This window comes from Beggiatoa leptomitoformis, from assembly GCF_001305575.3.
In the GTDB taxonomy this organism is placed as follows: domain Bacteria; phylum Pseudomonadota; class Gammaproteobacteria; order Beggiatoales; family Beggiatoaceae; genus Beggiatoa; species Beggiatoa leptomitoformis.
Window position 1 is genome coordinate 3,576,755 of record NZ_CP012373.2, and the last position, 22,040, is coordinate 3,598,794.

The following is a 22,040-nucleotide window of genomic DNA, read 5'->3' on the forward strand; positions in this document are numbered from 1 at the left end:
TTATCAAAATAGTAGGAAGGATACATCATGTCTGCAATCGGTTTAGATTTTGGAACAACAACGAGTATTTTGAGTTATCAAGTAGATGGAAAAATTCAACCGTTTGCTTTGGGGGGCGCATCTGCAAGCCCTTATATTCCCTCAGTGTTATCTATAGAAAAATTGGATAACACCATAGACATCGGACAAGCAGCGCGTTTAAATCAAGGAGATGATGACTATTGGGTTTATAGTCATTTCAAAATGTTATTGGCTGAAACAGACAGTGCTCTCTTGGCTGCTCGTGGTTACGAACACCATAGCCCCGCCGATATTGCGCGCCAATACATTGAATATTTATTAGCTCGTTTTTACCAAGAAACAGGCATCCACGACATAGAAAATTTAGTCGTTACCGTACCAGAAATTTGGGTACGCGAAGGACAACATGCTGCCCGTGAAACCTTAAAAAACATTTTATTACAACTTGGTTTTCCACAAGCACGTTTGGTGAGTGAACCTGTTGCGGCTTCCGTTTATTTCGCGCATCAATTTAAATTAAAACAAGGTTATGCCTATCAAGGGCATGTTTTAGTTTGTGATTATGGTGGTGGTACACTGGATTTAAGCCTTTCATTACTAGGAGAAAATACTATTAAAGTTTTGGAAGGAACAGGTTGTGGACATGCAGAAAAACATTTAGGCATAGCAGGCGTTGCGTTTGATGAAGCCGTTATTGAACACCTCTTACAGAAAAATGGTGAATCCATAGAAAACCCACGACGACGGTATAAATTACAAAAAGCCTTTGAGGAACAAAAAATTGCCCAAACAGACAAATTAAATCGTTTGCTAGAACAATATCGCCGTAATCCCGTTACGAATAAAAAACTTTTTGAAATAGAGGAAATAACCATAGAAACACAAGATTTAGTTAATGTTTTTGATAGATTATTATTGCCTGAATTACAAAAATCTTTGTCGGCAATGGATATTTTTTTGAAAAAATATGCAATTGATACTGAAAATGCGGAACAATTTCATATTCTCATGGTGGGTGGATTTTCTAATTTTTACCTAGTTCGTCGTGCAGTGCGCGACTTTTTTCACTCAAAAACCGATGCTGATGTACGATTTACCGCCTATTTTGATTTGACGGACACTGCGCTAGCAATTGCCAAAGGAGCAGCGTTATTAGCAACAAATGCCTTTCAATTAGATTTGTTATGCCCTATTAATGTAGGAATTCGGGCTAAAAACCAGTTTCTAGTCGATACTGACATATTATTACTCAATAAAGGCACACCCTTAAGCCAGTATCAACAACCTACTTTTTTTCAGCATTGGTTGGCCGTGATGAGTGAACAAGCTTTAAATAACTTATCATTACAACTTTTTTTAGATATTGGTGAAAAACGCCGTTATATCAATTTACAAGGCAAATTACGCGATTTTATCCCCAACCCGCACCCTCAAAATCAATGGCGTGTTGGTTTTGCGGTAGATGAAAATACACTATTTACCTTACATATTATTGATAAATCAGGTGTAGAAAAAATTACTCCTTTAGGTAATTTGGCAGAAAAAATGGGCGGTTTGCATATTGTAGAAACAACGACATAAAATATACAGATAAATGGATATATCGCTGTAAAATCGGGTTATCCTAATTTGACACGCCCTATTCTCTCTTAAATTTTTTTAGCATCAGGTCAACTTTTCGAATAATGATGAACGTCGCAGATACAACCCTTGCCCTCGCAGGAATTTTTCAATCAGCCGAATTAGTGCGCCAAGTTGCTCGCAAAGGCATAGTCGAACACAGCGCATTTGATAGCAGTATTAAAAGCGTCTTAAAAATCGATGCCTCTTCTACAGAAGACGTTTATGGTGGATTACAAGGGGTAAAACTTGGATTACAAATATTAGTTGCACAATTAGGCAGTCAAAGCCGTGTTAATGACCGTGAGTTAATGCGTTATGTCTTAGGTATCTTGTTTTTAGAGCGTAAACTTATCAAAAAACAAGAAATGTTACAGACAGTGCAACAAGGTGTACAACAAGCACAACGACTTGCGGAAACGTCACACACAACAGACCCTGAAGTAGTCGCATTATTAGCTAATTTATATTCCGAAACTATCAGTACATTTCAACATCGTATTCAAGTTTCTGGTGAACAACGCCATTTAGAAAACCCTTTAAATGCCAATAAAATTCGCTCATTACTTTTATCAGGTATCCGTTCAGCCGTGTTATGGCGACAAAAAGGCGGTAATCGTTGGCAACTCTTATTTTCGCGCAAAAAGATTCTTCAATTTGCTAAAGACAGTTTGGAACGCATTCGGAAAATGGAACAGTTTGGTTAAAAACAACTTGAATCAGCATTAACAGAATTTTCAGACTTAGCGGAGTTAAAAATATGAATTACTCTGTTAGTCTTGATTCAGATAATTACTTAAGTGGTATGACGCGCTGTTTATATTTTCCGTTTTATCTACGGGTTGCCATAAAATAGTAGCTTGAATATTAATGAAAAAATTCTCACCAGACCATGACCAAAGTTATAAGCTGTTTTTCTCCCATCCCGAAATGGTCAAAGACCTCCTACAAGGCTTTGTTCATGAAACATGGGTGCAAGAACTGGACTTCAACACACTAGAAAAAGTCAGCGGACAATTCACCAGCGACGACCTACGCAGTCGTGATAATGATGTTATTTGGCGGATTCGTTGGCAAAAAAAATGGCTTTACGTTTATATTCTGCTCGAATTTCAATCTAGTATAGATACTTACATGGCAGTGCGCTTCATGGTCTATATTGGCTTGCTCTATCAAGACTTGATAAAGGCTAACTTAATTACTGACAAACTTCCGCCAGTTTTACCCATCGTCCTTTACAATGGACAATACCGTTGGAAAGCACCGTTAGATGTGCATGAACTAATAGAACCTTCCCCCTTACAAAATTATCAACCGCAACTACACTATTTACTAATAGACGAAGGGGCATACAACACGACGGAATTGTCTAGCCTACACAATCTTGTTGCCGCTTTATTTCGCATAGAAAAAGCACAAGATAAAGAAGAAGTCGTAAAAGTGTTAGAAGCCTTACTCCAATGGCTGAAAGAACCTGAGCAACTAGGGATAAGAAAAACCTTTGCGACATGGTTAAATCGGGTGTATTTACCTCATCACTTACCAGATACCGAATTACCAAAACTTGTAGATTTACAGGAGATAAAAGTTATGTTGGCAGAACGCGTAGCATCATGGTACGAGGATGGAATCCAACAAGGCATTCAAAAGGGAATTCAGCAGGGAATCCAACAAGGAATCCAGCAGGGAATCCAACAGGGAATCCAACAGGGAATCCAACAGGGAATCCAACAGGGAGTTCAGCAGGGAATTCAACAGGGAATTCAAAAAGGTATAGTGGAAGGTATTCAACAAGGTAAAACCGAAGGAATGAGAAATGCCATCATCGCCGTTTTAACGATGCGATTTGGTGAAGTTTCCCCCGTTTTGCAACAAACCCTTAATGCAATTAATGAAATAACCCAATTAGAACATTTAACACAAGAATCCGTTGTGACAGACTCCCTGATAACTTTTCAACAACTGCTTCATTCATCAACACATTGATTATTTATTATTCATCCTCTTGTCAGAAAAGTAGGGAATAAATAGCAATATAGTTATACGCCCTACTTTAACTAACGATAAAACACAACATTTCTTTATTCTTCCCGCATCCGTCGTACCGAAATTTTTAATGTCTTATTTTCCCGCTCTAACTCATCCAACGCCCGCATTAATAAAAGAGGAACGGCAATAGCTAAATTTCCCAGTACCATTTGCTGCAAGCGTTCATACTGTTCTGCCGTCAGCGGAATACTCAAGCGCGTTGCCACCTCTGAACGACTGCCACGTCCAATAACTTGCACTAATGGCTCTTGTCCTGCCCGCTCATCCACCAATTGAATTTTTAACGTATGCTCATAAGCCCTACGACCATCTTTTTTAAGGCCCTGTGATTTATCTGACATTTATCAAGGTTCTCTATAGTTTATGCTGAGTCAGCTTAAGATTTTTAGTAATGCCAAAGATAAAAGGATAAATATGATCATTAATCTAAGTCAGGATTTTCAACATTGACAGATATAAAAATGATTACACTGAAAACGCTATTAATCCTAAAAATTATAACTCAGACAATCTATTATCAAGAAAATGACTTATCCTTATCCTACATCTTTAACAACCAAATTCTACCGAAATGTTGTCTTTAGTGCTATTAACGCCATTTAAAAATCATCCGATGAGAAAACTAACAGCAAATAGCTTGTCGACTTGGTAAAATAAACTATATTTATTCCCTTATTTTGCGTTATAGAGGTTGTCGAATGCCCCGTTATACTGGTTTGATTGACAAATATCGTGACCGCTTACCCGTTCATGATGACACACCAATTATTAGTTTAAGTGAAGGAAATACCCCGCTGATTCGTTTAGCAAATCTTCCGCGCCAATTAAAAAAATCGGTAGATATTTATGTGAAATACGAAGGCTTAAACCCAACAGGGTCATTCAAAGACCGTGGTATGACAATGGCTGTTACTAAAGCCGTTGAAGCGGGCAGTAAAGCGATTATCTGCGCCTCAACGGGCAATACCAGTGCGTCTGCTGCAGCCTATGCCGCTCGAGCAGGAATTACTGCTTTCGTCTTGATACCTGAAGGTAAAATTGCACAGGGCAAACTCGCGCAAGCGATGATGCATGGCTCAGTTATCATTCAAATTCAAGGCAATTTCGACGCAGGGATGCAATTAGTCAAAGAAATTGCTGACCACGCACCCGTAACAATTGTTAATTCTATCAATCCATTCCGCCTACAAGGGCAAAAAACCGCCGCTTTTGAAATTATTGAAGCCCTTGGACGTGCGCCAGATTTCCACTGCTTACCCGTTGGCAATGCAGGCAACATTTCTGCTCATTGGATAGGCTATTCTGAATCCGCCGCAACTTGTCCTGAAAACGTCACTGAAGCCTGTGCATTTTGTGAAGGACATTGTCGTTTTGCAACAGGTCTTACAGTAAAACGTCCACGCATGGTTGGTTATCAAGCCAGTGGTGCCGCGCCCTTTTTACGTGGACACATGGTTGACCATCCTGAAACCATCGCAACCGCAATTCGTATTGGACACCCACAAAGCTATAATCAAGCATGGGCAGCGGTGCGTGAATCTAATGGTTGGTTTGATGAATTTAGTGATGACGATATTTTAATCGCCCAAAAATTATTAGCGGAAAAAGAAGGAATTTTCTGCGAACCCGCTTCTGCTATTTCTATCGCGGGCGCGGTGCGTGATATTCAAAGCGGTAAAATTCCTGAAGGTAGCACCATTGTCTGCACACTGACAGGACACGGCTTGAAAGACCCCGACACGGCCATCAAACAAAGTACTGCCCAATTATTAAAAGTCAAAGCTGAACTCAACGAAGTAAAAGCAGCGATTTTAGATAACATGGCAAAATAACGTATAAAAACCGTCTGAATCAGGATTTTCAAAATCAACAGACTATTAAACACACTTTAGTAATCCTAAAAATCCTGATACAGGCATTATTTTTTTAAAACCCGAGTAATCCCAAAATGTCCAATCGTTGCGCGACTGTCAACCGTGACACCTTAGAAACGCAAGTATCCGTTTCATTAAACTTAGACGGAACAGGTAAAAGTCAACTTTCCATCGGCGTACCGTTTTTAGAACACATGATTGACCAAATCGCTAGACATGGCTTAATCGACTTAGAAATTAAGGCAAAAGGTGACTTACATATCGATGCACATCATACCGTCGAAGATGTCGGCATTACGCTAGGACAAGCATTCGCGCAAGCATTGGGCAATAAAAAAGGCATTTACCGTTATGGACATGCCTATGTTCCTTTGGATGAAGCCTTATCGCGCGTAGTAATTGACTGCTCAGGTCGCCCATATATGGATTATTTTGTCGAATTTCCCCGTGACAAGCTCGGTGATTTTGATGTCGAATTATTCCGCGAATTCTTTCAAGGTTTTGTAAATCACGCTTTGATTACCTTACATATCGATAATTTACGTGGACGAAATGCACACCATATTATCGAAACCGTATTTAAAGCCTTTGGGCGAGCATTACGCATGGCCATTGAACGCGATGCTCGAATGCAAAATATTATTCCCTCTACCAAAGGAACGCTATAAATGAAAACTGTTGTAATCCTTGACTATGGGATGAGTAACTTACGCTCTGTGAATCAAGCATTTACCCATGTTGCAGAGCGCGACTGGAACATCATCGTTAGTAATGAGGCAGATACCATTTTTCATGCGGATAAAATCGTATTTCCGGGACAAGGAGCAATTGGTAACTGTATGGCGTTACTGAACAAGACGGGATTAAGTGATATTATTCGTCGCGCTTTACAAGAAAAACCCTTTCTAGGACTCTGTTTAGGCTTACAAACGCTACTAACACATAGTGAAGAAAATGGTGGTGTTGACGGTTTTGACGCAATTGCAGGCACAGTGAAACACTTTCCAGAGCCATTATTAGACCCGCTCACGGGCGAACGGCAAAAAGTCCCACACATGGGCTGGAACCAAGTAAAACAAGTCACTGACCATCCTTTATGGGCAAACATCCCTGATAACAGCCGTTTTTACTTTGTTCATAGCTATTACGTTGAACCAACCGAGCCGATGGTAACGACAGGCGCAACGACTTATGGCAGTATTACCTTTACCAGTGCAATAGCGCATAACAACTTATGTGCAGTACAGTTTCACCCTGAAAAAAGTCAACACACAGGTTTGCAACTGTTAAAGAATTTTTTAGCATTATAGATAAACGTTTATTTGTATCTACGTTTAATGTGGATAAGGCGGGACGGGTAATGCTAAGTTAGTTATTTGCCCCGCCAAAATATTTGCCATACTTGTGTTAGAACAACGCCTAATTTTAACGGCACGACTTTAATCATGGGGTTTGTCCTCTAAGTCTGTATGGTTTAAGCCTGTGTATCTCAAGACAGTTTCTAGGGAGATTCCATCTGATAACATCTTTTGAGCAGTTTCAAGTGCCTTGCGTCGTTCTCCTTGTTGAACACCTTCCTGCAACCCCAGTTGCACACCCGCTTCAAAACCCTCTTTACGTTCTTCACGTTTCACATCTTCCCAAGCGGCTTCATCTTTGATTTGTGCTAATAACGTAGGGTCTATTCTTTGTTGATGAATGGCATTGAGGATGTCTTTAAATTTCTGCGCCGTGAATTTATCTTCCTCTAACTTTCCATCTAAAGAATCTTCAATCAATTCTAACCACGTTTTGACATTCACGGGTGTATCCTCATTCACTAAACGCGGGCAGAGGAAAATTAAACGATGTGGATAGATATTATGCTTTTTCCCATGCTCATCAATCGGACTCATATCACTGACAGCACAACTAAATTGCACACTTTTATCCCGTGGGAGACTGGTTAAAACCACTATGGTATAAACGGTTTTTTCAAACTGATATTTCTGATAAGTCCCAATTTGTTCAACTAAACTGATTAAGTGGTAATAGAGAAATCTATCAAAAAAGTCTTCTTCTTTAATATGCTGAATTTCTACAATAATGCGTTTTTCTATATCTTCAGCGAATAAATCATATTTACTTTTCACAAAACCAATTTGAGTGGGATATTCATACTCGGTGTGAACTTTATCGATGTTGATGTCTATATCTATCACGTCTTTCACAAAGCTCTTAAAAACTGTGACTTGACTGAAAGCGTGTTTAAAGACAACACCAAACTTTAAGGGGGCCACGTCTATCATTTTAAGATTCCTTTAAATCTGTTTCGCTCAATCCTGTGTATTTCAAGACAGTTTCTAGGGGGATTCCATCTGATAACATCTTTTGAGCGGTTTCAAGTGCCTTGCGTCGTTCTCCTTGTTTTTCACCACGTTTCTCACCTTCCTGCAACCCCAGTTGCACACCCGCTTCAAAGCCTTCTTTGCGTTCTTCGCGTTTCACATCTTCCCAAGCGGCTTCATCTTTGATTTGTGATAATAACGTAGGGTCTATAGCAACAGTACTATAAAAAGATTAAATAGAATTCAGTAAAAAGAGCTCATCAATAGAACAATGTTGTTGTTTACGGAGAGTCTTAGCCTGAGCCCATTTATGCTCAATAGGATTTAAATCAGGCGAATAAGGCGGTAAATATTCCAAGAGATGCCCAGCGTCTAAAATAGCCTGCTGAATGTCACTACGTTTATGAAAAGTGGCGTTATCCATCACAATCACAGAATTCTGAGGGAGTTTAGGAAGTAAGTCTTGGGTTATCCAAGCGAAAAAGACATCGGAATTAATCGCCCCAGAAACTAAAGAGACCGTTAATAAACAAAAATTGAGCAAAGCCCCGATGACATTAGTACGTCCCTTTGCATTCCAATCTTGCGTGCCAGAGCAACGTTTGCCGATAGGGGCATAACCAAAACGGCGTGGCATATCATGAGCAAAACCACTTTCATCGATAAAAACAATTTGCCTATCAGATTGTTTATAACGGTTCATTTTGTTTTGAAAGACTTGCCGTGCTTCGGGGTTGGCTTTGGGATGTTTGAGGGTTTTTTTTACGGCTAATCCCTAGACGTTTTAACGCATGGCGAATCCCGCCTTCCGTAATCCCAAAACGGGCTGCGCGTTCATAATGGTAAGCATCGGGATATAATGCAACATCTTGTTTTAGGGCTTCCATGTCTATTTTAGTTGGTCTGTTACGTGTTCCTTTGGCTTCCAATACTTTGCTCCACCTGACGACGCTTGCGATGGCTATTTGGAAGCGTTTCGCTACCGCTGCTAGGGTGAGATTTTCTTCTTGTTTCACTTTTAATACTTTTTTACGGAAATCTATTGAATAGGTCATTTCTTATTCTCTTTTTAAAATACGGTTACTATATTCTTTGTTGATGAATGGCATTAAGGATGTCTTTAAACTTCTGCGCCGTGAATTTATTTTCTTCTAACTTTCCGTCTAAAGAATCTTCAATCAATTCTAACCACGTTTTGACATTCACGGGTGTATCCTCATTCACTAAACGCGGGCAGAGGAAAATTAAACGATGTGGATAGATATTATGCTTTTTACCATGCTCATCAATCGGACTCATATCACTGACAGCACAACTAAATTGCACACTTTTATCCCGTGGAAGACTGGTTAAAACCACTATGGTATAAACGGTTTTTTCAAACTGGTATTTCTGATAAGTCCCGATTTGTTCAACTAAACTGATTAGGTGGTAATAGAGAAATCTATCAAAAAAGTCTTCTTCTTTAATATGCTGAATTTCTACAATAATGCGTTTTTCTATATCTTCAGCAAATAAATCATATTTACTTTTCACAAAGCCAATTTGAGTGGGATATTCATACTCGGTGTGAACTTTATCGATGTTGATGTCTATATCTATCACGTCTTTCACAAAGTTTTTAAAGACGGTAACTTGACTGAAAGCATGTTTAAAGACAACGCCAAACTTTAAGGGGCCACGTCTATCATTTTAAGATTCCTTTAAATCTGTTTCGCTTAATCCTGTTAATTCCACTACTTCTTTTAAGCTAAACCCTTTACTTAACATCTTTTGAGCGGTTTCAAGTGCCTTACGTCGTTCTCCTTGTTGCACACCTTCCTGCAACCCCAGTTGCACACCCGCTTCAAAGCCCTCTTTGCGTTCTTCACGTTTTACATCTTCCCAAGCAGCTTCATCTTTGATTTGCGCTAATAACGCAGGGTCTATTCTTTGTTGATGAATGGCATTAAGGATGTCTTTAAACTTCTGAGCCGTGAATTTATTTTCTTCTAACTTTCCGTCTAAAGAATCTTCAATCAATTCTAACCACGTTTTGACATTCACGGGTGTATCCTCATTCACTAAACGCGGGCAGAGGAAAATTAAACGATGCGGATAGATATTATGCTTTTTACCATGCTCATCAATCGGACTCATATCACTGACAGCACAACTAAATTGCACACTTTTATTCCGTGGGAGACTGGTTAAAACCACTATGGTATAAACGGTTTTTTCAAACTGATATTTCTGATAAGTCCCAATTTGTTCAACCAAACTGATTAGGTGGTAATACAAAAAACGGTCAAAAAAGTCTTCTTCTTTAATATGCTGAATTTCTACAATAATACGTTTTTCTATATCTTCAGCGAATAAATCATATTTACTTTTCACAAAACCAATTTGAGTGGGATATTCATACTCGGTGTGAACTTTATCGATGTTGATGTCTATATCTATCACGTCTTTCACAAAGTTTTTAAAGACGGTAACTTGACTGAAAGCATGTTTAAAGACAACGCCAAACTTTAAGGGGGCTACTTCTATCATTTTAAGATTCCTTTAAATCTATTTCGCTTAATCCTGTGTATTTCAAGACAGTTTCTAGGGGGATTCCATCTGATAACATCTTTTGAGCGGTTTCCAAATGTGCAAGTTGAATGCCCTGTTGAACACCACGTTTCTCACCTTCCTGCAACCCCAGTTGCACACCCGCTTCAAAGCCTTCTTTGCGTTCTTCACGTTTCACATCTTCCCAAGCGGCTTCATCTTTGATTTGTGCTAATAACGCAGGGTCTATTCTTTGTTGATGAATGGCATTGAGGATGTCTTTAAACTTCTGAGCCGTGAATTTATTTTCTTCTAACTTTCCGTCTAAAGAATCTTCAATCAATTCTAACCACGTTTTGACATTCACGGGTGTATCCTCATTCACCAAACGCGGGCAGAGGAAAATTAAACGATGCGGATAGATATTATGCTTTTTACCATGCTCATCAATCGGACTCATATCACTGACAGCACAACTAAATTGCACACTTTTATCCCGTGGGAGACTGGTTAAAACCACTATGGTATAAACAGTTTTTTCAAACTGATATTTCTGATAAGTCCCGATTTGTTCAACCAAACTGATTAAGTGGTAATAGAGAAATCTATCAAAAAAGTCTTCTTCTTTAATATGCTGAATTTCTACAATAATGCGTTTTTCTATATCTTCAGCGAATAAATCATATTTACTTTTCACAAAACCAATTTGAGTGGGATATTCATACTCGGTGTGAACTTTATCGATGTTGATGTCTATATCTATCACGTCTTTCACAAAGTTTTTAAAGACTGTGACTTGACTGAAAGCGTGTTTAAAAACAACACCAAACTTTAAGGGGGCTACTTCTATCATTTTAAGATTCCTCTTTGGAAAGACTTCTTAATTCAGACACAGTTAAGCCTGTTAATTCCGCGATATTTTCTAAATCAAATCCTTTCTTTAACATCTTTCTTGCTGTTTCCAAATGTGCCTGTTGAACGCCCTGCTGTAAACCTTGTTGAACACCTTCCTGCAACCCCAGTTGCACACCCGCTTCAAAACCCTCTTTACGTTCTTCACGTTTCACATCTTCCCAAGCGGCTTCATCTTTGATTTGTGCTAATAGCGCTGGGTCTATTCTTTGTTGATGAATGGCATTAAGGATGTCTTTAAATTTCTGCGCCGTGAATTTATTTTCTTCTAACTTTCCGTCTAAAGAATCTTCAATCAATTCTAACCACGTTTTGACATTCACGGGTGTATCCTCATTCACCAAACGCGGGCAGAGGAAAATTAAACGATGTGGATAGATATTATGCTTTTTACCATGCTCATCAATCGGACTCATATCACTGACAGCACAACTAAATTGCACACTTTTATCCCGTGGGAGACTGGTTAAAACCACTATGGTATAAACAGTTTTTTCAAACTGATATTTCTGATAAGTCCCAATTTGTTCAACTAAACTGATTAGGTGGTAATAGAGAAATCTATCAAAAAAGTCTTCTTCTTTAATATGCTGAATTTCTACAATAATGCGTTTTTCTATATCTTCAGCGAATAAATCATATTTACTTTTCACAAAACCAATTTGAGTGGGATATTCATACTCGGTGTGAACTTTATCGATGTTGATGTCTATATCTATCACGTCTTTCACAAAGTTTTTAAAGACGGTAACTTGACTGAAAGCGTGTTTAAAGACAACACCAAACTTTAAGGGGGCTACTTCTATCATTTTAAGATTCCTTTAAATCTGTTTCGCTTAATCCTGTTAATTCCACTACTTCTTTTAAGCTAAACCCTTTACTTAACATCTTTTGAGCGGTTTCAAGTGCCTTACGTCGTTCTCCTTGTTTTTCACCACGTTTCTCACCTTCCTGCAATCCTTGTTGCAACCCCAGTTGCACACCTGCTTCAAAACCCTCTTTGCGTTCTTCACGTTTCACATCTTCCCAAGCGGCTTCATCTTTGATTTGTGCCAATAATGCAGGGTCTATTCTTTGTTGATGAATGGCATTAAGGATGTCTTTAAATTTCTGCGCCGTGAATTTATCTTCCTCTAACTTTCCATCTAAAGAATCTTCAATCAATTCTAACCACGTTTTGACATTCACGGGTGTATCCTCATTCACTAAACGCGGGCAGAGGAAAATTAAACGATGCGGATAGATATTATGCTTTTTACCATGCTCATCAATCGGACTCATATCACTGACAGCACAACTAAATTGCACACTTTTATCCCGTGGGAGACTGGTTAAAACCACTATGGTATAAACGGTTTTTTCAAACTGATATTTCTGATAGGTCCCAATTTGTTCAACTAAACTGATTAAGTGGTAATAGAGAAATCTATCAAAAAAGTCTTCTTCTTTAATATGCTGAATTTCTACAATAATGCGTTTTTCTACATCTTCAGCGAATAAATCATATTTACTTTTCACAAAACCAATTTGAGTGGGATATTCATACTCGGTGTGAACTTTATCGATGTTGATGTCTATATCTATCACGTCTTTCACAAAGTTTTTAAAGACGGTAACTTGACTGAAAGCGTGTTTAAAGACAACACCAAACTTTAAGGGGGCTACTTCTATCATAAAATTTTCCTTCAATGGCACGAATTCGATATTTTTCTGTATTACAGGATGGATTCTCAACGTAATATAGTTTTGCGCGGAGAAAATCAGACTTTTAATAGATTTTAATTGTATTTAGTATTGCTAATATCTTAATTATACTTATATATTTCTCGCTAAAGATAATGTTGCTTTATTTCCCGCTAATTTTCGCGCATAATAAAATGCCGATATGAGTACTCAACTGCCTTTAGGTATAGGTCTGCCAGAGTCCGCCTCCTTCACAAACTATATTCCAGGACCTAATCAAGCTGTTTTTAATATATTACAACAGATAATTGATGGGGAATGGGAAAATTGTTTATATATTTATGGTGGAGCAGGTACTGGAAAAAGTCATTTGTTACAAGCTGCTTGTGAACAAACGGCTAAACGTGGTGGCAGACCCGTTTATCTTCCGCTTGCCCTGTTTTATCAGTCTGGCCCTGACATTTTGGAAGGGTTGGATGCGCTCGACTTGGTTTGTCTTGATGACATTCATACCGTTGCAGGTCAGCCGCTTTGGGAAGAAGCCTTGTTTCGGTTGTATAATCAACTACGTGCTAGTGGCATTCCTCAGATTATCACAGGCAATACTATTCCTAATAAGCTGGGCTTAAAACTTCCCGATTTAGTTTCTCGCTTAAACTGGGGCGGCGCATTCGCGCTACAACCCTTAGATGATGCAAGCACGCTTCAAGCTTTACAAAAACATGCAAAAGGGCGTGGCATGGAACTCTCTGATAAAGTAGCACAATACCTTATACATCATTGTCCCCGCGATATGAACACGTTATTAAAATGGTTGCGACAATTGGATTATGAGTCTTTATCTAATCGTCGTAAACTCACTTTGCCGTTTGTGCGCCATCTTGTGCAAAATACGGTCGTTTCACTACAGGATAACGCTTCATGGCATGGAAACAAATAACCATTGCCATCGGTGTTAGTTTTTTACTCACCATGTTGGGGAGTTACCTGTTATTTAATAACCGTCTAAATACGCTTGCAATGCAGGTTGATGCGTTAGAAACCCGCGAATTTCAGCAATTAGACCAACAGTATGCCCGTACTCAATACGTTGATAAGCTTAATCAGGAATTGCGTGCAACTCTTGCCGCTGCTGTCAATGCAAGTACTGAACAGAATTTATATTTAACCGCACAGGTTAATAACGCCTATCGTTTAGCCGACACATTACTGGGTAAAGTCAACAAGCAAGCTGAACAGCATACGGCAGTGCTAGCGCAAATTACTAGCCTAAAACAAACACTTACTAAGTTAATAGACATTGTTGATGGCTTAAAAAAAAATACCGCCTACAACGTTCCCACTGGTACAATCATTGGCTACGCTGGCAATATCGACAGCGAACAACAACAAATCCTCCAACAACTTGGTTGGCTACTCTGTGATGGACGCGAAGTTTCCCGTCAACAATATCCCGCTTTATTTTCTGCTATTTCCACGCTTTATGGCGTATCTACGGAACAAACTTTCCATCTCCCCGATTTTCGCGGTGTATTTTTACGTGGTTTAGATTTAGGCAGACAATTAGATGTAGAACGTGCATTAGGTGTGCTTCAAGAAGATGATAATAAAGCGCATCAACACACAGGCACAACTACCACTGCAGGCGTGCATCAACATCGCGGTACGACTGACCTTGGGGGAGAACATCGTCATAAACTCGAAGCAATGGGTTTTTGGTACACCACTAAAAGCTGGATAGAACGTCGGGCAATGACTAATGAAGTCGACGATGGCGAGACTTATAATACCAGCTTAGACGGTGAGCATAGACACACCTTTGTAACGCCTATTGGTGGTGAGCATCAACATAATTTATTAACCGAGATGAGTGGCAATATAGAAGCACGCCCTAAAAATTATGCCGTTGTTTATTTTATAAAATACTAATAAATAGGTTGTTTTCAATAATGGTTTTCACTAAAACCAATGCCTGATAGTTGGTTTAACAACTATCAATAATCCCCCTTTAACGCATACATAGCGATAACATGGACATCATCTACCTACGTGATTTACGCATAGATACAGTTATTGGCATTTACGGTTGGGAAAGACAAGTTAAACAAACCATTGTATTAGACATTGAAATGGCGACCGATATATGCAAAGCGGCAGCCACAGACCATATTGAAGACACCTTAAATTATAAAGCGGTCGCCAAACGTATTATTGATTTTGTGACGCACAGCGAATTTGAATTAGTGGAAACATTGGCTGAGCGCATCACTGAAATTATTTTGAGCGAGTTTCAAGTACCTTGGGTCAGATTACAACTTAACAAACAAGGTGCAGTCAGAGGAGCGAGAGATGTGGGTATCATCATCGAAAGGGGGATAAAAATATAAAATGGCACGAGTTTATGTCAGTGTAGGGAGCAATATAGAGCCGTTACAACATATACGCGCGGGATTAACCGATTTACAACAACATTATGGCACATTGCAGTTATCATCAGTTTATGAAAGTGCCGCAGTGGGTTTTACAGGAGAGAATTTTTACAATCTAGTCTTAGCGTTTGAAACAAAACAGACAGTGCAACAAGTCAACCAACTGTTACACGACATAGAAGCCCGTCATGGACGGACTCGCGACGGACAACGCTATTCGGCAAGAACCCTAGATTTAGATTTAATCCTTTATGATAACTTGGTGTTACAAGACAAAGCAAATAAAGTGGAAGTCCCACGTGGCGAGATTGAGAAATACGCCTTTGTACTGCTTCCCCTTGCTGAACTCATCCCAACCCTTAAACACCCCATTTTAGGCAAAACCTATGCAGAACTATGGGATAACTTTCAAGGGAAGGAAAAACAAGCCTTATGGAAGGTGGATATTGCGTTACTAGCTGATTAGTTTAAGTCTAAACCAGATAACATTACAGATGGCAATGTTATCTGTTAGCAACATTTTTAGGCTTACAAACCAAAGAACATAACTTCCATTCCCCACGTACTAAACGACGTAAACCGATACTTTTTAAATTTAATTTATCCTCCACTGCCCGACGTATCCTATCATTAATCGCTTTTCCCTCATCACTTGGTTTTTTCTCCATTTCCTTAATATCATTAAAAATTGTTTTAGAAATACTCTCCGCTGAGACTGTCATACTCTCCACTCGAGCAAATGGCGTTTCTACAAACAAACTTTCTACCCGTAACAAATATAGCAACAGTACTATAAAAAGATTAAATAGAATTCAGTAAAAAGAGCTCATCAATAGAACAATGTTGTTGTTTACGGAGAGTCTTAGCCTGAGCCCATTTATGCTCAATAGGATTTAAATCAGGCGAATAAGGCGGTAAATATTCCAAGAGATGCCCAGCGTCTAAAATAGCCTGCTGAATGTCACTACGTTTATGAAAAGTGGCGTTATCCATCACAATCACAGAATTCTGAGGGAGTTTAGGAAGTAAGTCTTGGGTTATCCAAGCGAAAAAGACATCGGAATTAATCGCCCCAGAAACTAAAGAGACCGTTAATAAACAAAAATTGAGCAAAGCCCCGATGACATTAGTACGTCCCTTTGCATTCCAATCTTGCGTGCCAGAGCAACGTTTGCCGATAGGGGCATAACCAAAACGGCGTGGCATATCATGAGCAAAACCACTTTCATCGATAAAAACAATTTGCCTATCAGATTGTTTATAACGGTTCATTTTGTTTTGAAAGACTTGCCGTGCTTCGGGGTTGGCTTTGGGATGTTTGAGGGTTTTTTTTACGGCTAATCCCTAGACGTTTTAACGCATGGCGAATCCCGCCTTCCGTAATCCCAAAACGGGCTGCGCGTTCATAATGGTAAGCATCGGGATATAATGCAACATCTTGTTTTAGGGCTTCCATGTCTATTTTAGTTGGTCTGTTACGTGTTCCTTTGGCTTCCAATACTTTGCTCCACCTGACGACGCTTGCGATGGCTATTTGGAAGCGTTTCGCTACCGCTGCTAGGGTGAGATTTTCTTCTTGTTTCACTTTTAATACTTTTTTACGGAAATCTATTGAATAGGTCATTTCTTATTCTCTTTTTAAAATACGGTTACTATATTTACCTTTAATAACCTGCTCAGATAAATCATATACATAATTATCCTCATCGAAAAAAATCGAGTTTGCTGGTAAAGCTAAACGAAAATAAACACCTGAATAAACTTCAATAATACAATACTCAATACTTTCCAATAACTCAGCTAACCTCTGCAATGCTTTCCTTATTTCTGGCGAATTCATCCATATCCATCCATAACCTAAGACTTCCGTTTGTGGATACACCAACAGCTTAAATCCACGAGCGACCGTCCCTAAATCCCACAATAACAAGCACTGCTCATCCGATAAATTTAACTGCTCCAAATATTTTTCCTTTCCTGTCTCTCCACAACGTAAAGGACGAGAAGCCCGCAACGGCAAAGTGATTTTATCTCCTTCTTCATGCAATAGTTGGAAGTTCTAGCTTCATCCAATTTGCAAAATTTACCCTATAAAATTGAAATGTCGCCCGCATCTAATAAACAGAGATGATTACAAAGCAAACTGGTTGGTTTAATGGCAACTTTTGGAAAGCATCACGGAATGTGCCATTCAAACCACTCAAGGTGTTAAAGTAGCTGATGTAGTTTGGGGTTCACATCATTTTTTTCAGCAACATCCGCTAGAATAAGACCCGTTCAATTATGTCCCTGAAATTTGCTTAGAAATCATCTCTCTTAAGTAATAGTGTATTAGAAATGCAATAGAGAATTTTGTTGTATTTAGTATGTGGTGTGCAAGCGGTTTAGTTTATTTACAAGGTAATTACCAATTTTTTGCTGTATCAAATCAACAAATACACACCATTATTTGCGAAAACCGCTTTTCTAATTTGGGATTAATCTGTATGAGATTGACTCCAATATTTAAAATCTATCGTTATATAAATTCATGTGTGTTTAACAATTAAGGAGTAAAACATGGCAGTCAGTCTATCCAAAGGTGGAAATGTTTCTTTAAGTAAAGAAGAACCTGGCTTAAAGAAGGTACTTGTTGGTTTGGGTTGGGATGCACGTGCAACAGATGGTCAGCCATTTGATTTAGATGCCAGCGTGTTTATGTTAAGTAGCAGTGGCAAAGTGCGCGGTGATGGCGATTTTATTTTTTACAACAATTTAAAATCATCTGATGGGTCTGTGGAACATATAGGTGATAATCGGACGGGTGCAGGGGATGGGGATGATGAAGCGGTTAAGATTGATTTAACCCATATTCCTGCTGATGTCGATAAATTAGCTTTTGCAGTGACGATTCATGATGCTGATGCACGCAAACAAAATTTTGGGATGGTACAGTCAGCAGCAATTCGTGTGGTTAATCAGGATAATAATCGAGAAATTACACGGTTTGATTTGTCCGAAGACATGAGTATCGAAACGGCTATGATTTTTGGCGAAATCTATCGTAGTGGAAGCGAGTGGAAGTTTCGGGCGGTTGGGCAAGGGTTTAAAGGCGGGTTAGCTCCCTTAGCTAAAAATTATGGTGTTAATATCTAACCCACTAAAAAAGGTGCGCTTTTTTAATTAAAAAGGCGCATCTTTTTATTTTCTGAGCCTAAAGCGATGCAATTACAGCGTGGACAAAAAATCAAGTTAGTCGACTTAACAAGTTTGTTGCAAATAACAGTTGGGTTAGTCGCCAATATACCTTCAGGAATGACAATAGATATTTCTTGTTTTGGTATTGATGCGCAAGATAAGCTCTCTGATGACCGTTATTTTATTTTTTATAATCAGAAAAATTCACCTTGTGGTTCTTTAACTAGTTTGGGTTCTCAAGCAGGGGATAATGAGCAGTTTCAGATAGATTTAGCAAAATTACCCGCAACTATCCGTAAATTAGTTTTTACGATGACGATTGATGGTCAGGGTAGTATGTCGCAACTTCAGCAAAGTTATTTACGGCTTTTGGAAAACGAACGTGAAATCGCTCGTTTTAGTTTTACAGGGGCTGATTTTGACGCAGAAAAAGCGATTATGGTTGGGGAGTTATATTTTAAAGATGTTTGGCGATTTGCTGCTGTTGGACAGGGGTTTAATGGTGGATTGAGCGCATTATTGAAGCATTTTGGCGGTGAAGAGGCAACCTCTGAGGAAAATGTTGAAGCTGTAATACAGCCTCCACCAGCGGATATTATAGGAAAATTAGGTGAAAATATTAGTAAAGGTTTTAGTGCGTTAGTGGGTCGCATGACAGAGAAAACTGCGACACCTAAACCGACAGTAGAAACATCCGTAACAACTACCGCTGTCCCAAAAAAGGCAAAGTTAGTTTCTTTAGAAAAACAGATTGAAAAAGAAGCACCGCATTTGGTTAATTTAGCGAAAACATTGATGGTTTCTTTAGAAAAGAAAAATCTACAGGATATTGTGGCAAGTGTTGTTTTAGTATTGGATGCATCTGGGTCTATGAGTCGCCAATACGAAAAGGGTGATGTGCAATTGGTTGTTGATAAAGTTGTTCCATTAGCATTGCACTTTGATGATGATGGCAAATTAGAAACATGGGCATTCGCAAAAAAACAGAAACAATTATCTGCGGTTACATTGAAAAATGTGAAAGATTATGTAAAACGTGAATGGGGTGGCTGGTCATCATGGATGTACCATTTAAACGCCTATTCGAATAATGAACCTGTTGTTATGCGCGATATTATTAGTACATTCAGAGTGTCTAAGTTACCTGTTTATGTTATTTTTATCAGTGATGGTGGGGTTGGATATGATGACCAGATTGAAAAGTTATTGGTAGAATCTTCTCACTATCCTATTTTCTGGCAGTTTGTCGGTTTAGGAGGAAGCAATTATGGCATTTTGGAACGTTTTGACAAGATGCGTGGCAGAAAAGTAGATAATTGTAACTTTTTTGCTTTAGATGATATTAAACGGATTTCTGATAAAGAGTTGTATGACCGTTTATTAAATGAGTTTCCGCAATGGCTTATTGAGGCAAAGAAAGTGGGTGTGTTACGTTAATCTCATTAGTATTAAAGCTAATTCTTTTTATAAAACTTTCGCCTTTTAAAGCTGAAAAAATTAATCGGCGAAAGTCTGTTTTATCAATTACCTTTCTTCAGCCCGCTTCGTTAGTACTTCAACCCCTTCCTCTGTGACTAAAACCGTATGTTCCCATTGTGCGGATAGGTTATGGTCTTTTGTGACCACCGTCCAACCATCAGGTAAGAGCTTTACATGGCGTTTGCCCGCATTAATCATGGGTTCAATGGTGAAAATCATACCGGGGCGTAATAATTCGCCCGTGCCGGGGGTGCCGTAGTGTAATACTTGTGGTTCTTCGTGAAAGAGTCGTCCAATGCCGTGACCACAGTATTCACGAACAACAGAAAATTGATGTGATTCAGCATGTTTTTGAATGGCAGACCCAACATCACCTAGGTAATTTCCTGGTTTTACTTGGGCAATACCTATCCATAGGCATTCGTAGGTGATGTCTATAAGGCGTTTTGCGCGAACACTGGGTTCGCCTGCAATAAACATTTTACTGGTATCACCATGATAGCCATCTTTAATCACTGTAATATCAATATTGACAATATCACCTGATTTTAATTTTTTGTCGTTGGGAATGCCATGACAAACTTGGTGATTAACGGAAGTACAAATAGATTTGGGAAAACCTTTGTAGTTTAGCGGTGCAGGAATAACTTTTTGCACATTGACCATGTAGTCATGACAAATACGGTCTATTTCATCGGTGGTAATACCCACTTGAATATAAGGCGCAATCATGTCTAGCACGTCTGCTGCGAGTCGACAAGCAACACGCATTTTTTCAATTTCTGGTTGGGTTTTAATTGTGACTGCCATAATTTTTATACGAATACAGATTGTTGTCTTGTGCCTTATGTGGTATAAAGCACGCGCTTTGTTATGAGGTAAAACACTTCCGAATAATAAATATTAAAACTTGCAGTTATACGCTAAAATAGTCGTTTCGGGAAGTTTTTTCACTTCATTGTTCCGTTGTCTTTTTTGAGAGGACAACCATACTTTAATTCTCATCGACAGGTTAAATGCTTGTCACATCGCACATACATCGGCACATATATTGGGGTGCTTCCTTGTGGAGTCAATCTATGGGATGTATGGAGGATTAACCCTACCTTTATTTTTTGGAGTTTTAGAATGTCAGTTTCAATGCGTCAAATGTTGGAAGCGGGTGTGCATTTTGGTCATCAAACCCGTTATTGGAATCCGCAAATGGCTCCGTATATTTTCGGGGCGCGTAATAAAATCCATATTATCAATCTTGAGCATACGGTTCGTTTGTTCAATGATGCGTCTAATTTTATCGGTAAGTTAGCGGCAAGAAAGGGTAATATCCTGTTTGTTGGCACTAAGCGCGCCGCACAAGACCCTATTAAAGAAGCCGCGTTGCGTTGTGGAATGCCTTATGTTAATCGTCGTTGGTTAGGCGGGATGTTGACCAATTATAAGACTGTAAAGTCTTCTATCAAACGCTTGAAAGATTTAGAAGCGATGATTAATGATGGCACAATTAACCAACTGACTAAGAAAGAAGCGTTATCCATTAATCGTGATGTAGAAAAATTGGAGCGCAGTTTAGGCGGAATTAAAGACATGAGTGGTCTGCCCGACGCTCTGTTTGTTATCGATGTTGGCTATGAAAAAATCGCTATTAGCGAAGCCATGAAATTGGGTATTCCTGTGATTGGTGTCGTGGATAGTAACTCTAGCCCACTCAATATTGACTATGTTATCCCCGGTAATGATGACGCAATTCGCGCTATTGGTTTATATGCTAATGGTATTGCCGATATTATCCTTGAAAGTCGTCAAGCAGGCTTGTTACCTGGTGAAGATGATTTTGTAGAAGTGCAAGAAGAGAAAACGACCAGCACGCAAGAACAAGTAGCGGAATAGGCGTTTTTTTTGTATTAGGGAAGTGTAATGCTTCCCTTTTACCCGAATTT

At 39.0% G+C, this 22,040-nt stretch carries 28 protein-coding genes; 13 read left to right on the plus strand and 15 right to left on the minus strand.

The window, feature by feature from the left end; genetic code table 11:
• Window positions 1-27: 27 nt before the first annotated feature.
• The 3 genes from AL038_RS15120 to AL038_RS15130 all read left to right on the plus strand — a co-directional run bounded on the left by AL038_RS15120 (window position 28) and on the right by AL038_RS15130 (window position 3,627).
• Window positions 28-1,602: an Hsp70 family protein gene (locus AL038_RS15120; RefSeq protein ID WP_062154203.1), complete on the plus strand. Its 1,575-nt coding sequence runs from the start codon at window positions 28-30 to the stop codon at window positions 1,600-1,602.
• A 104-nt stretch (window positions 1,603-1,706) separates the two neighbouring features.
• Entirely contained in the window at window positions 1,707-2,348 is a 642-nt protein-coding gene (hflD, locus tag AL038_RS15125; protein ID WP_062154204.1) for a high frequency lysogenization protein HflD, read from the plus strand.
• Between the two features lie 163 nt (window positions 2,349-2,511).
• Window positions 2,512-3,627, plus strand: a complete 1,116-nt coding sequence (locus AL038_RS15130; protein WP_066246151.1) for an Rpn family recombination-promoting nuclease/putative transposase — start codon at window positions 2,512-2,514, stop codon at window positions 3,625-3,627.
• 95 nt (window positions 3,628-3,722) lie between these two features.
• On the opposite strand, the gene AL038_RS15135 is transcribed toward AL038_RS15130, so the two are convergent.
• Entirely contained in the window at window positions 3,723-4,031 is a 309-nt protein-coding gene (locus AL038_RS15135; RefSeq protein ID WP_062154206.1) for a hypothetical protein, read from the minus strand.
• A 357-nt stretch (window positions 4,032-4,388) separates the two neighbouring features.
• Here AL038_RS15135 and thrC point away from each other — a divergent pair, with 357 nt between their 5' ends.
• The 3 genes from thrC to hisH all read left to right on the plus strand — a co-directional run bounded on the left by thrC (window position 4,389) and on the right by hisH (window position 6,874).
• The gene (gene thrC, locus AL038_RS15140) at window positions 4,389-5,522 is read left to right on the plus strand and encodes a threonine synthase (protein ID WP_062154208.1); all 1,134 of its coding nucleotides are present in this window, start codon (window positions 4,389-4,391) and stop codon (window positions 5,520-5,522) included.
• A 116-nt stretch (window positions 5,523-5,638) separates the two neighbouring features.
• Entirely contained in the window at window positions 5,639-6,232 is a 594-nt protein-coding gene (gene hisB, locus AL038_RS15145; protein WP_062154210.1) for an imidazoleglycerol-phosphate dehydratase HisB, read from the plus strand.
• A complete protein-coding gene (gene hisH / locus AL038_RS15150) occupies window positions 6,233-6,874 on the plus strand; it encodes an imidazole glycerol phosphate synthase subunit HisH (protein WP_062154212.1) in 642 nt (213 codons plus the stop codon).
• 129 nt (window positions 6,875-7,003) lie between these two features.
• Here hisH and AL038_RS15155 read toward each other — a convergent pair whose 3' ends face one another.
• From AL038_RS15155 to AL038_RS15195, 9 genes are all read right to left on the minus strand, one after another.
• Window positions 7,004-7,852 (minus strand): PD-(D/E)XK nuclease family transposase, encoded by an 849-nt coding sequence (locus AL038_RS15155; RefSeq protein WP_062154214.1) that lies wholly within the window; start codon window positions 7,850-7,852, stop codon window positions 7,004-7,006.
• A gap of 1 nt (window position 7,853) precedes the next feature.
• Window positions 7,854-8,051: a hypothetical protein gene (locus AL038_RS15160; protein ID WP_062154216.1), complete on the minus strand. Its 198-nt coding sequence runs from the start codon at window positions 8,049-8,051 to the stop codon at window positions 7,854-7,856.
• A 72-nt stretch (window positions 8,052-8,123) separates the two neighbouring features.
• On the minus strand, window positions 8,124-8,594 hold the full coding sequence (locus AL038_RS18615) for an IS630 family transposase (RefSeq protein WP_106405021.1): 471 nt from the start codon (window positions 8,592-8,594) through the stop codon (window positions 8,124-8,126).
• Window positions 8,581-8,946 carry an IS630 transposase-related protein gene (locus AL038_RS18620; RefSeq protein ID WP_062154092.1) on the minus strand — a complete coding sequence of 122 codons (366 nt, stop codon included), beginning with the start codon at window positions 8,944-8,946 and terminating at the stop codon, window positions 8,581-8,583. The genes AL038_RS18615 and AL038_RS18620 overlap by 14 nt, the downstream gene beginning before the upstream one ends.
• A 28-nt stretch (window positions 8,947-8,974) precedes the next feature.
• Window positions 8,975-9,505 (minus strand): PD-(D/E)XK nuclease family transposase, encoded by a 531-nt coding sequence (locus tag AL038_RS15175; RefSeq protein WP_062154218.1) that lies wholly within the window; start codon window positions 9,503-9,505, stop codon window positions 8,975-8,977.
• Between the two features lie 78 nt (window positions 9,506-9,583).
• Window positions 9,584-10,423, minus strand: a complete 840-nt coding sequence (locus tag AL038_RS15180) for a PD-(D/E)XK nuclease family transposase (protein WP_062154220.1) — start codon at window positions 10,421-10,423, stop codon at window positions 9,584-9,586.
• 1 nt (window position 10,424) lies between these two features.
• Window positions 10,425-11,276 carry a PD-(D/E)XK nuclease family transposase gene (locus tag AL038_RS15185; protein ID WP_062154222.1) on the minus strand — a complete coding sequence of 284 codons (852 nt, stop codon included), beginning with the start codon at window positions 11,274-11,276 and terminating at the stop codon, window positions 10,425-10,427.
• 1 nt (window position 11,277) lies between these two features.
• Window positions 11,278-12,144, minus strand: coding sequence for an Rpn family recombination-promoting nuclease/putative transposase (locus AL038_RS15190; protein ID WP_062154224.1), 867 nt, complete (start codon window positions 12,142-12,144; stop codon window positions 11,278-11,280).
• A 1-nt stretch (window position 12,145) separates the two neighbouring features.
• Entirely contained in the window at window positions 12,146-13,009 is an 864-nt protein-coding gene (locus AL038_RS15195; protein ID WP_062154226.1) for a PD-(D/E)XK nuclease family transposase, read from the minus strand.
• Between the two features lie 211 nt (window positions 13,010-13,220).
• Between AL038_RS15195 and hda the strand changes: the two genes are divergently transcribed.
• The 4 genes from hda to folK all read left to right on the plus strand — a co-directional run bounded on the left by hda (window position 13,221) and on the right by folK (window position 15,913).
• Window positions 13,221-13,958, plus strand: a complete 738-nt coding sequence (gene hda, locus AL038_RS15200) for a DnaA regulatory inactivator Hda (protein WP_062154228.1) — start codon at window positions 13,221-13,223, stop codon at window positions 13,956-13,958.
• Window positions 13,940-14,947, plus strand: coding sequence for a tail fiber protein (locus tag AL038_RS15205; RefSeq protein ID WP_062154230.1), 1,008 nt, complete (start codon window positions 13,940-13,942; stop codon window positions 14,945-14,947). The genes hda and AL038_RS15205 overlap by 19 nt, the downstream gene beginning before the upstream one ends.
• Window positions 14,948-15,048: 101 nt before the next feature.
• Window positions 15,049-15,405, plus strand: coding sequence for a dihydroneopterin aldolase (gene folB / locus AL038_RS15210; RefSeq protein WP_062154232.1), 357 nt, complete (start codon window positions 15,049-15,051; stop codon window positions 15,403-15,405).
• A 1-nt stretch (window position 15,406) separates the two neighbouring features.
• Window positions 15,407-15,913 (plus strand): 2-amino-4-hydroxy-6-hydroxymethyldihydropteridine diphosphokinase, encoded by a 507-nt coding sequence (gene folK / locus AL038_RS15215; protein ID WP_062154234.1) that lies wholly within the window; start codon window positions 15,407-15,409, stop codon window positions 15,911-15,913.
• Window positions 15,914-15,950: 37 nt separating this feature from the next.
• Here folK and AL038_RS15220 read toward each other — a convergent pair whose 3' ends face one another.
• The 4 genes from AL038_RS15220 to AL038_RS15235 all read right to left on the minus strand — a co-directional run bounded on the left by AL038_RS15220 (window position 15,951) and on the right by AL038_RS15235 (window position 17,494).
• Complete coding sequence (locus AL038_RS15220) at window positions 15,951-16,169, minus strand: nucleoside/nucleotide kinase family protein (protein WP_062154236.1); 219 nt, start codon at window positions 16,167-16,169, stop codon at window positions 15,951-15,953.
• A 79-nt stretch (window positions 16,170-16,248) separates the two neighbouring features.
• The gene (locus AL038_RS18625) at window positions 16,249-16,719 is read right to left on the minus strand and encodes an IS630 family transposase (protein ID WP_106405021.1); all 471 of its coding nucleotides are present in this window, start codon (window positions 16,717-16,719) and stop codon (window positions 16,249-16,251) included.
• Window positions 16,706-17,071 (minus strand): IS630 transposase-related protein, encoded by a 366-nt coding sequence (locus AL038_RS18630; protein ID WP_062154092.1) that lies wholly within the window; start codon window positions 17,069-17,071, stop codon window positions 16,706-16,708. The genes AL038_RS18625 and AL038_RS18630 overlap by 14 nt, the downstream gene beginning before the upstream one ends.
• Window positions 17,072-17,074: 3 nt before the next feature.
• Window positions 17,075-17,494 carry a hypothetical protein gene (locus AL038_RS15235; RefSeq protein WP_145917117.1) on the minus strand — a complete coding sequence of 140 codons (420 nt, stop codon included), beginning with the start codon at window positions 17,492-17,494 and terminating at the stop codon, window positions 17,075-17,077.
• 512 nt (window positions 17,495-18,006) lie between these two features.
• On the opposite strand from AL038_RS15235, the gene AL038_RS15240 reads away from it, so the two are divergent.
• Both AL038_RS15240 and AL038_RS15245 read left to right on the plus strand, forming a co-directional pair.
• The gene (locus AL038_RS15240) at window positions 18,007-18,582 is read left to right on the plus strand and encodes a TerD family protein (protein WP_062154240.1); all 576 of its coding nucleotides are present in this window, start codon (window positions 18,007-18,009) and stop codon (window positions 18,580-18,582) included.
• 66 nt (window positions 18,583-18,648) lie between these two features.
• Window positions 18,649-20,061: a VWA domain-containing protein gene (locus AL038_RS15245; protein WP_062154242.1), complete on the plus strand. Its 1,413-nt coding sequence runs from the start codon at window positions 18,649-18,651 to the stop codon at window positions 20,059-20,061.
• 87 nt (window positions 20,062-20,148) lie between these two features.
• Here AL038_RS15245 and map read toward each other — a convergent pair whose 3' ends face one another.
• Window positions 20,149-20,913 (minus strand): type I methionyl aminopeptidase, encoded by a 765-nt coding sequence (map, locus tag AL038_RS15250; protein ID WP_062154244.1) that lies wholly within the window; start codon window positions 20,911-20,913, stop codon window positions 20,149-20,151.
• A 318-nt stretch (window positions 20,914-21,231) separates the two neighbouring features.
• On the opposite strand from map, the gene rpsB reads away from it, so the two are divergent.
• A complete protein-coding gene (rpsB, locus tag AL038_RS15255; protein ID WP_062154245.1) occupies window positions 21,232-21,990 on the plus strand; it encodes a 30S ribosomal protein S2 in 759 nt (252 codons plus the stop codon).
• Window positions 21,991-22,040 lie beyond the last annotated feature (50 nt).

Excerpts from the sequence above, each read along its gene's own strand:
- AL038_RS15240 (WP_062154240.1), top strand. The coding sequence starts at position 18,007 with ATGGCAGTCAGTCTATCCAAAGGTGGAAATGTTTCTTTAAGTAAAGAA.
- AL038_RS15245 (WP_062154242.1), top strand. The coding sequence starts at position 18,649 with ATGCAATTACAGCGTGGACAAAAAATCAAGTTAGTCGACTTAACAAGT.
- AL038_RS18630 (WP_062154092.1), bottom strand. The coding sequence starts at position 17,071 with ATGACCTATTCAATAGATTTCCGTAAAAAAGTATTAAAAGTGAAACAA.
- AL038_RS15180 (WP_062154220.1), bottom strand. The coding sequence starts at position 10,423 with ATGATAGAAGTAGCCCCCTTAAAGTTTGGCGTTGTCTTTAAACATGCT.
- rpsB (WP_062154245.1), top strand. The coding sequence starts at position 21,232 with ATGTCAGTTTCAATGCGTCAAATGTTGGAAGCGGGTGTGCATTTTGGT.
- AL038_RS15205 (WP_062154230.1), top strand. The coding sequence starts at position 13,940 with ATGGCATGGAAACAAATAACCATTGCCATCGGTGTTAGTTTTTTACTC.
- folK (WP_062154234.1), top strand. The coding sequence starts at position 15,407 with ATGGCACGAGTTTATGTCAGTGTAGGGAGCAATATAGAGCCGTTACAA.
- AL038_RS15190 (WP_062154224.1), bottom strand. The coding sequence starts at position 12,144 with ATGATAGAAGTAGCCCCCTTAAAGTTTGGTGTTGTCTTTAAACACGCT.
- hisH (WP_062154212.1), top strand. The coding sequence starts at position 6,233 with ATGAAAACTGTTGTAATCCTTGACTATGGGATGAGTAACTTACGCTCT.
- folB (WP_062154232.1), top strand. The coding sequence starts at position 15,049 with ATGGACATCATCTACCTACGTGATTTACGCATAGATACAGTTATTGGC.
- hflD (WP_062154204.1), top strand. The coding sequence starts at position 1,707 with ATGATGAACGTCGCAGATACAACCCTTGCCCTCGCAGGAATTTTTCAA.
- AL038_RS18620 (WP_062154092.1), bottom strand. The coding sequence starts at position 8,946 with ATGACCTATTCAATAGATTTCCGTAAAAAAGTATTAAAAGTGAAACAA.
- map (WP_062154244.1), bottom strand. The coding sequence starts at position 20,913 with ATGGCAGTCACAATTAAAACCCAACCAGAAATTGAAAAAATGCGTGTT.
- AL038_RS18615 (WP_106405021.1), bottom strand. The coding sequence starts at position 8,594 with ATGAACCGTTATAAACAATCTGATAGGCAAATTGTTTTTATCGATGAA.
- AL038_RS15195 (WP_062154226.1), bottom strand. The coding sequence starts at position 13,009 with ATGATAGAAGTAGCCCCCTTAAAGTTTGGTGTTGTCTTTAAACACGCT.
- hda (WP_062154228.1), top strand. The coding sequence starts at position 13,221 with ATGAGTACTCAACTGCCTTTAGGTATAGGTCTGCCAGAGTCCGCCTCC.
- AL038_RS15185 (WP_062154222.1), bottom strand. The coding sequence starts at position 11,276 with ATGATAGAAGTAGCCCCCTTAAAGTTTGGTGTTGTTTTTAAACACGCT.
- AL038_RS15130 (WP_066246151.1), top strand. The coding sequence starts at position 2,512 with ATGAAAAAATTCTCACCAGACCATGACCAAAGTTATAAGCTGTTTTTC.
- AL038_RS15135 (WP_062154206.1), bottom strand. The coding sequence starts at position 4,031 with ATGTCAGATAAATCACAGGGCCTTAAAAAAGATGGTCGTAGGGCTTAT.
- hisB (WP_062154210.1), top strand. The coding sequence starts at position 5,639 with ATGTCCAATCGTTGCGCGACTGTCAACCGTGACACCTTAGAAACGCAA.
- AL038_RS18625 (WP_106405021.1), bottom strand. The coding sequence starts at position 16,719 with ATGAACCGTTATAAACAATCTGATAGGCAAATTGTTTTTATCGATGAA.
- AL038_RS15155 (WP_062154214.1), bottom strand. The coding sequence starts at position 7,852 with ATGATAGACGTGGCCCCCTTAAAGTTTGGTGTTGTCTTTAAACACGCT.
- AL038_RS15120 (WP_062154203.1), top strand. The coding sequence starts at position 28 with ATGTCTGCAATCGGTTTAGATTTTGGAACAACAACGAGTATTTTGAGT.
- thrC (WP_062154208.1), top strand. The coding sequence starts at position 4,389 with ATGCCCCGTTATACTGGTTTGATTGACAAATATCGTGACCGCTTACCC.
- AL038_RS15220 (WP_062154236.1), bottom strand. The coding sequence starts at position 16,169 with ATGACAGTCTCAGCGGAGAGTATTTCTAAAACAATTTTTAATGATATT.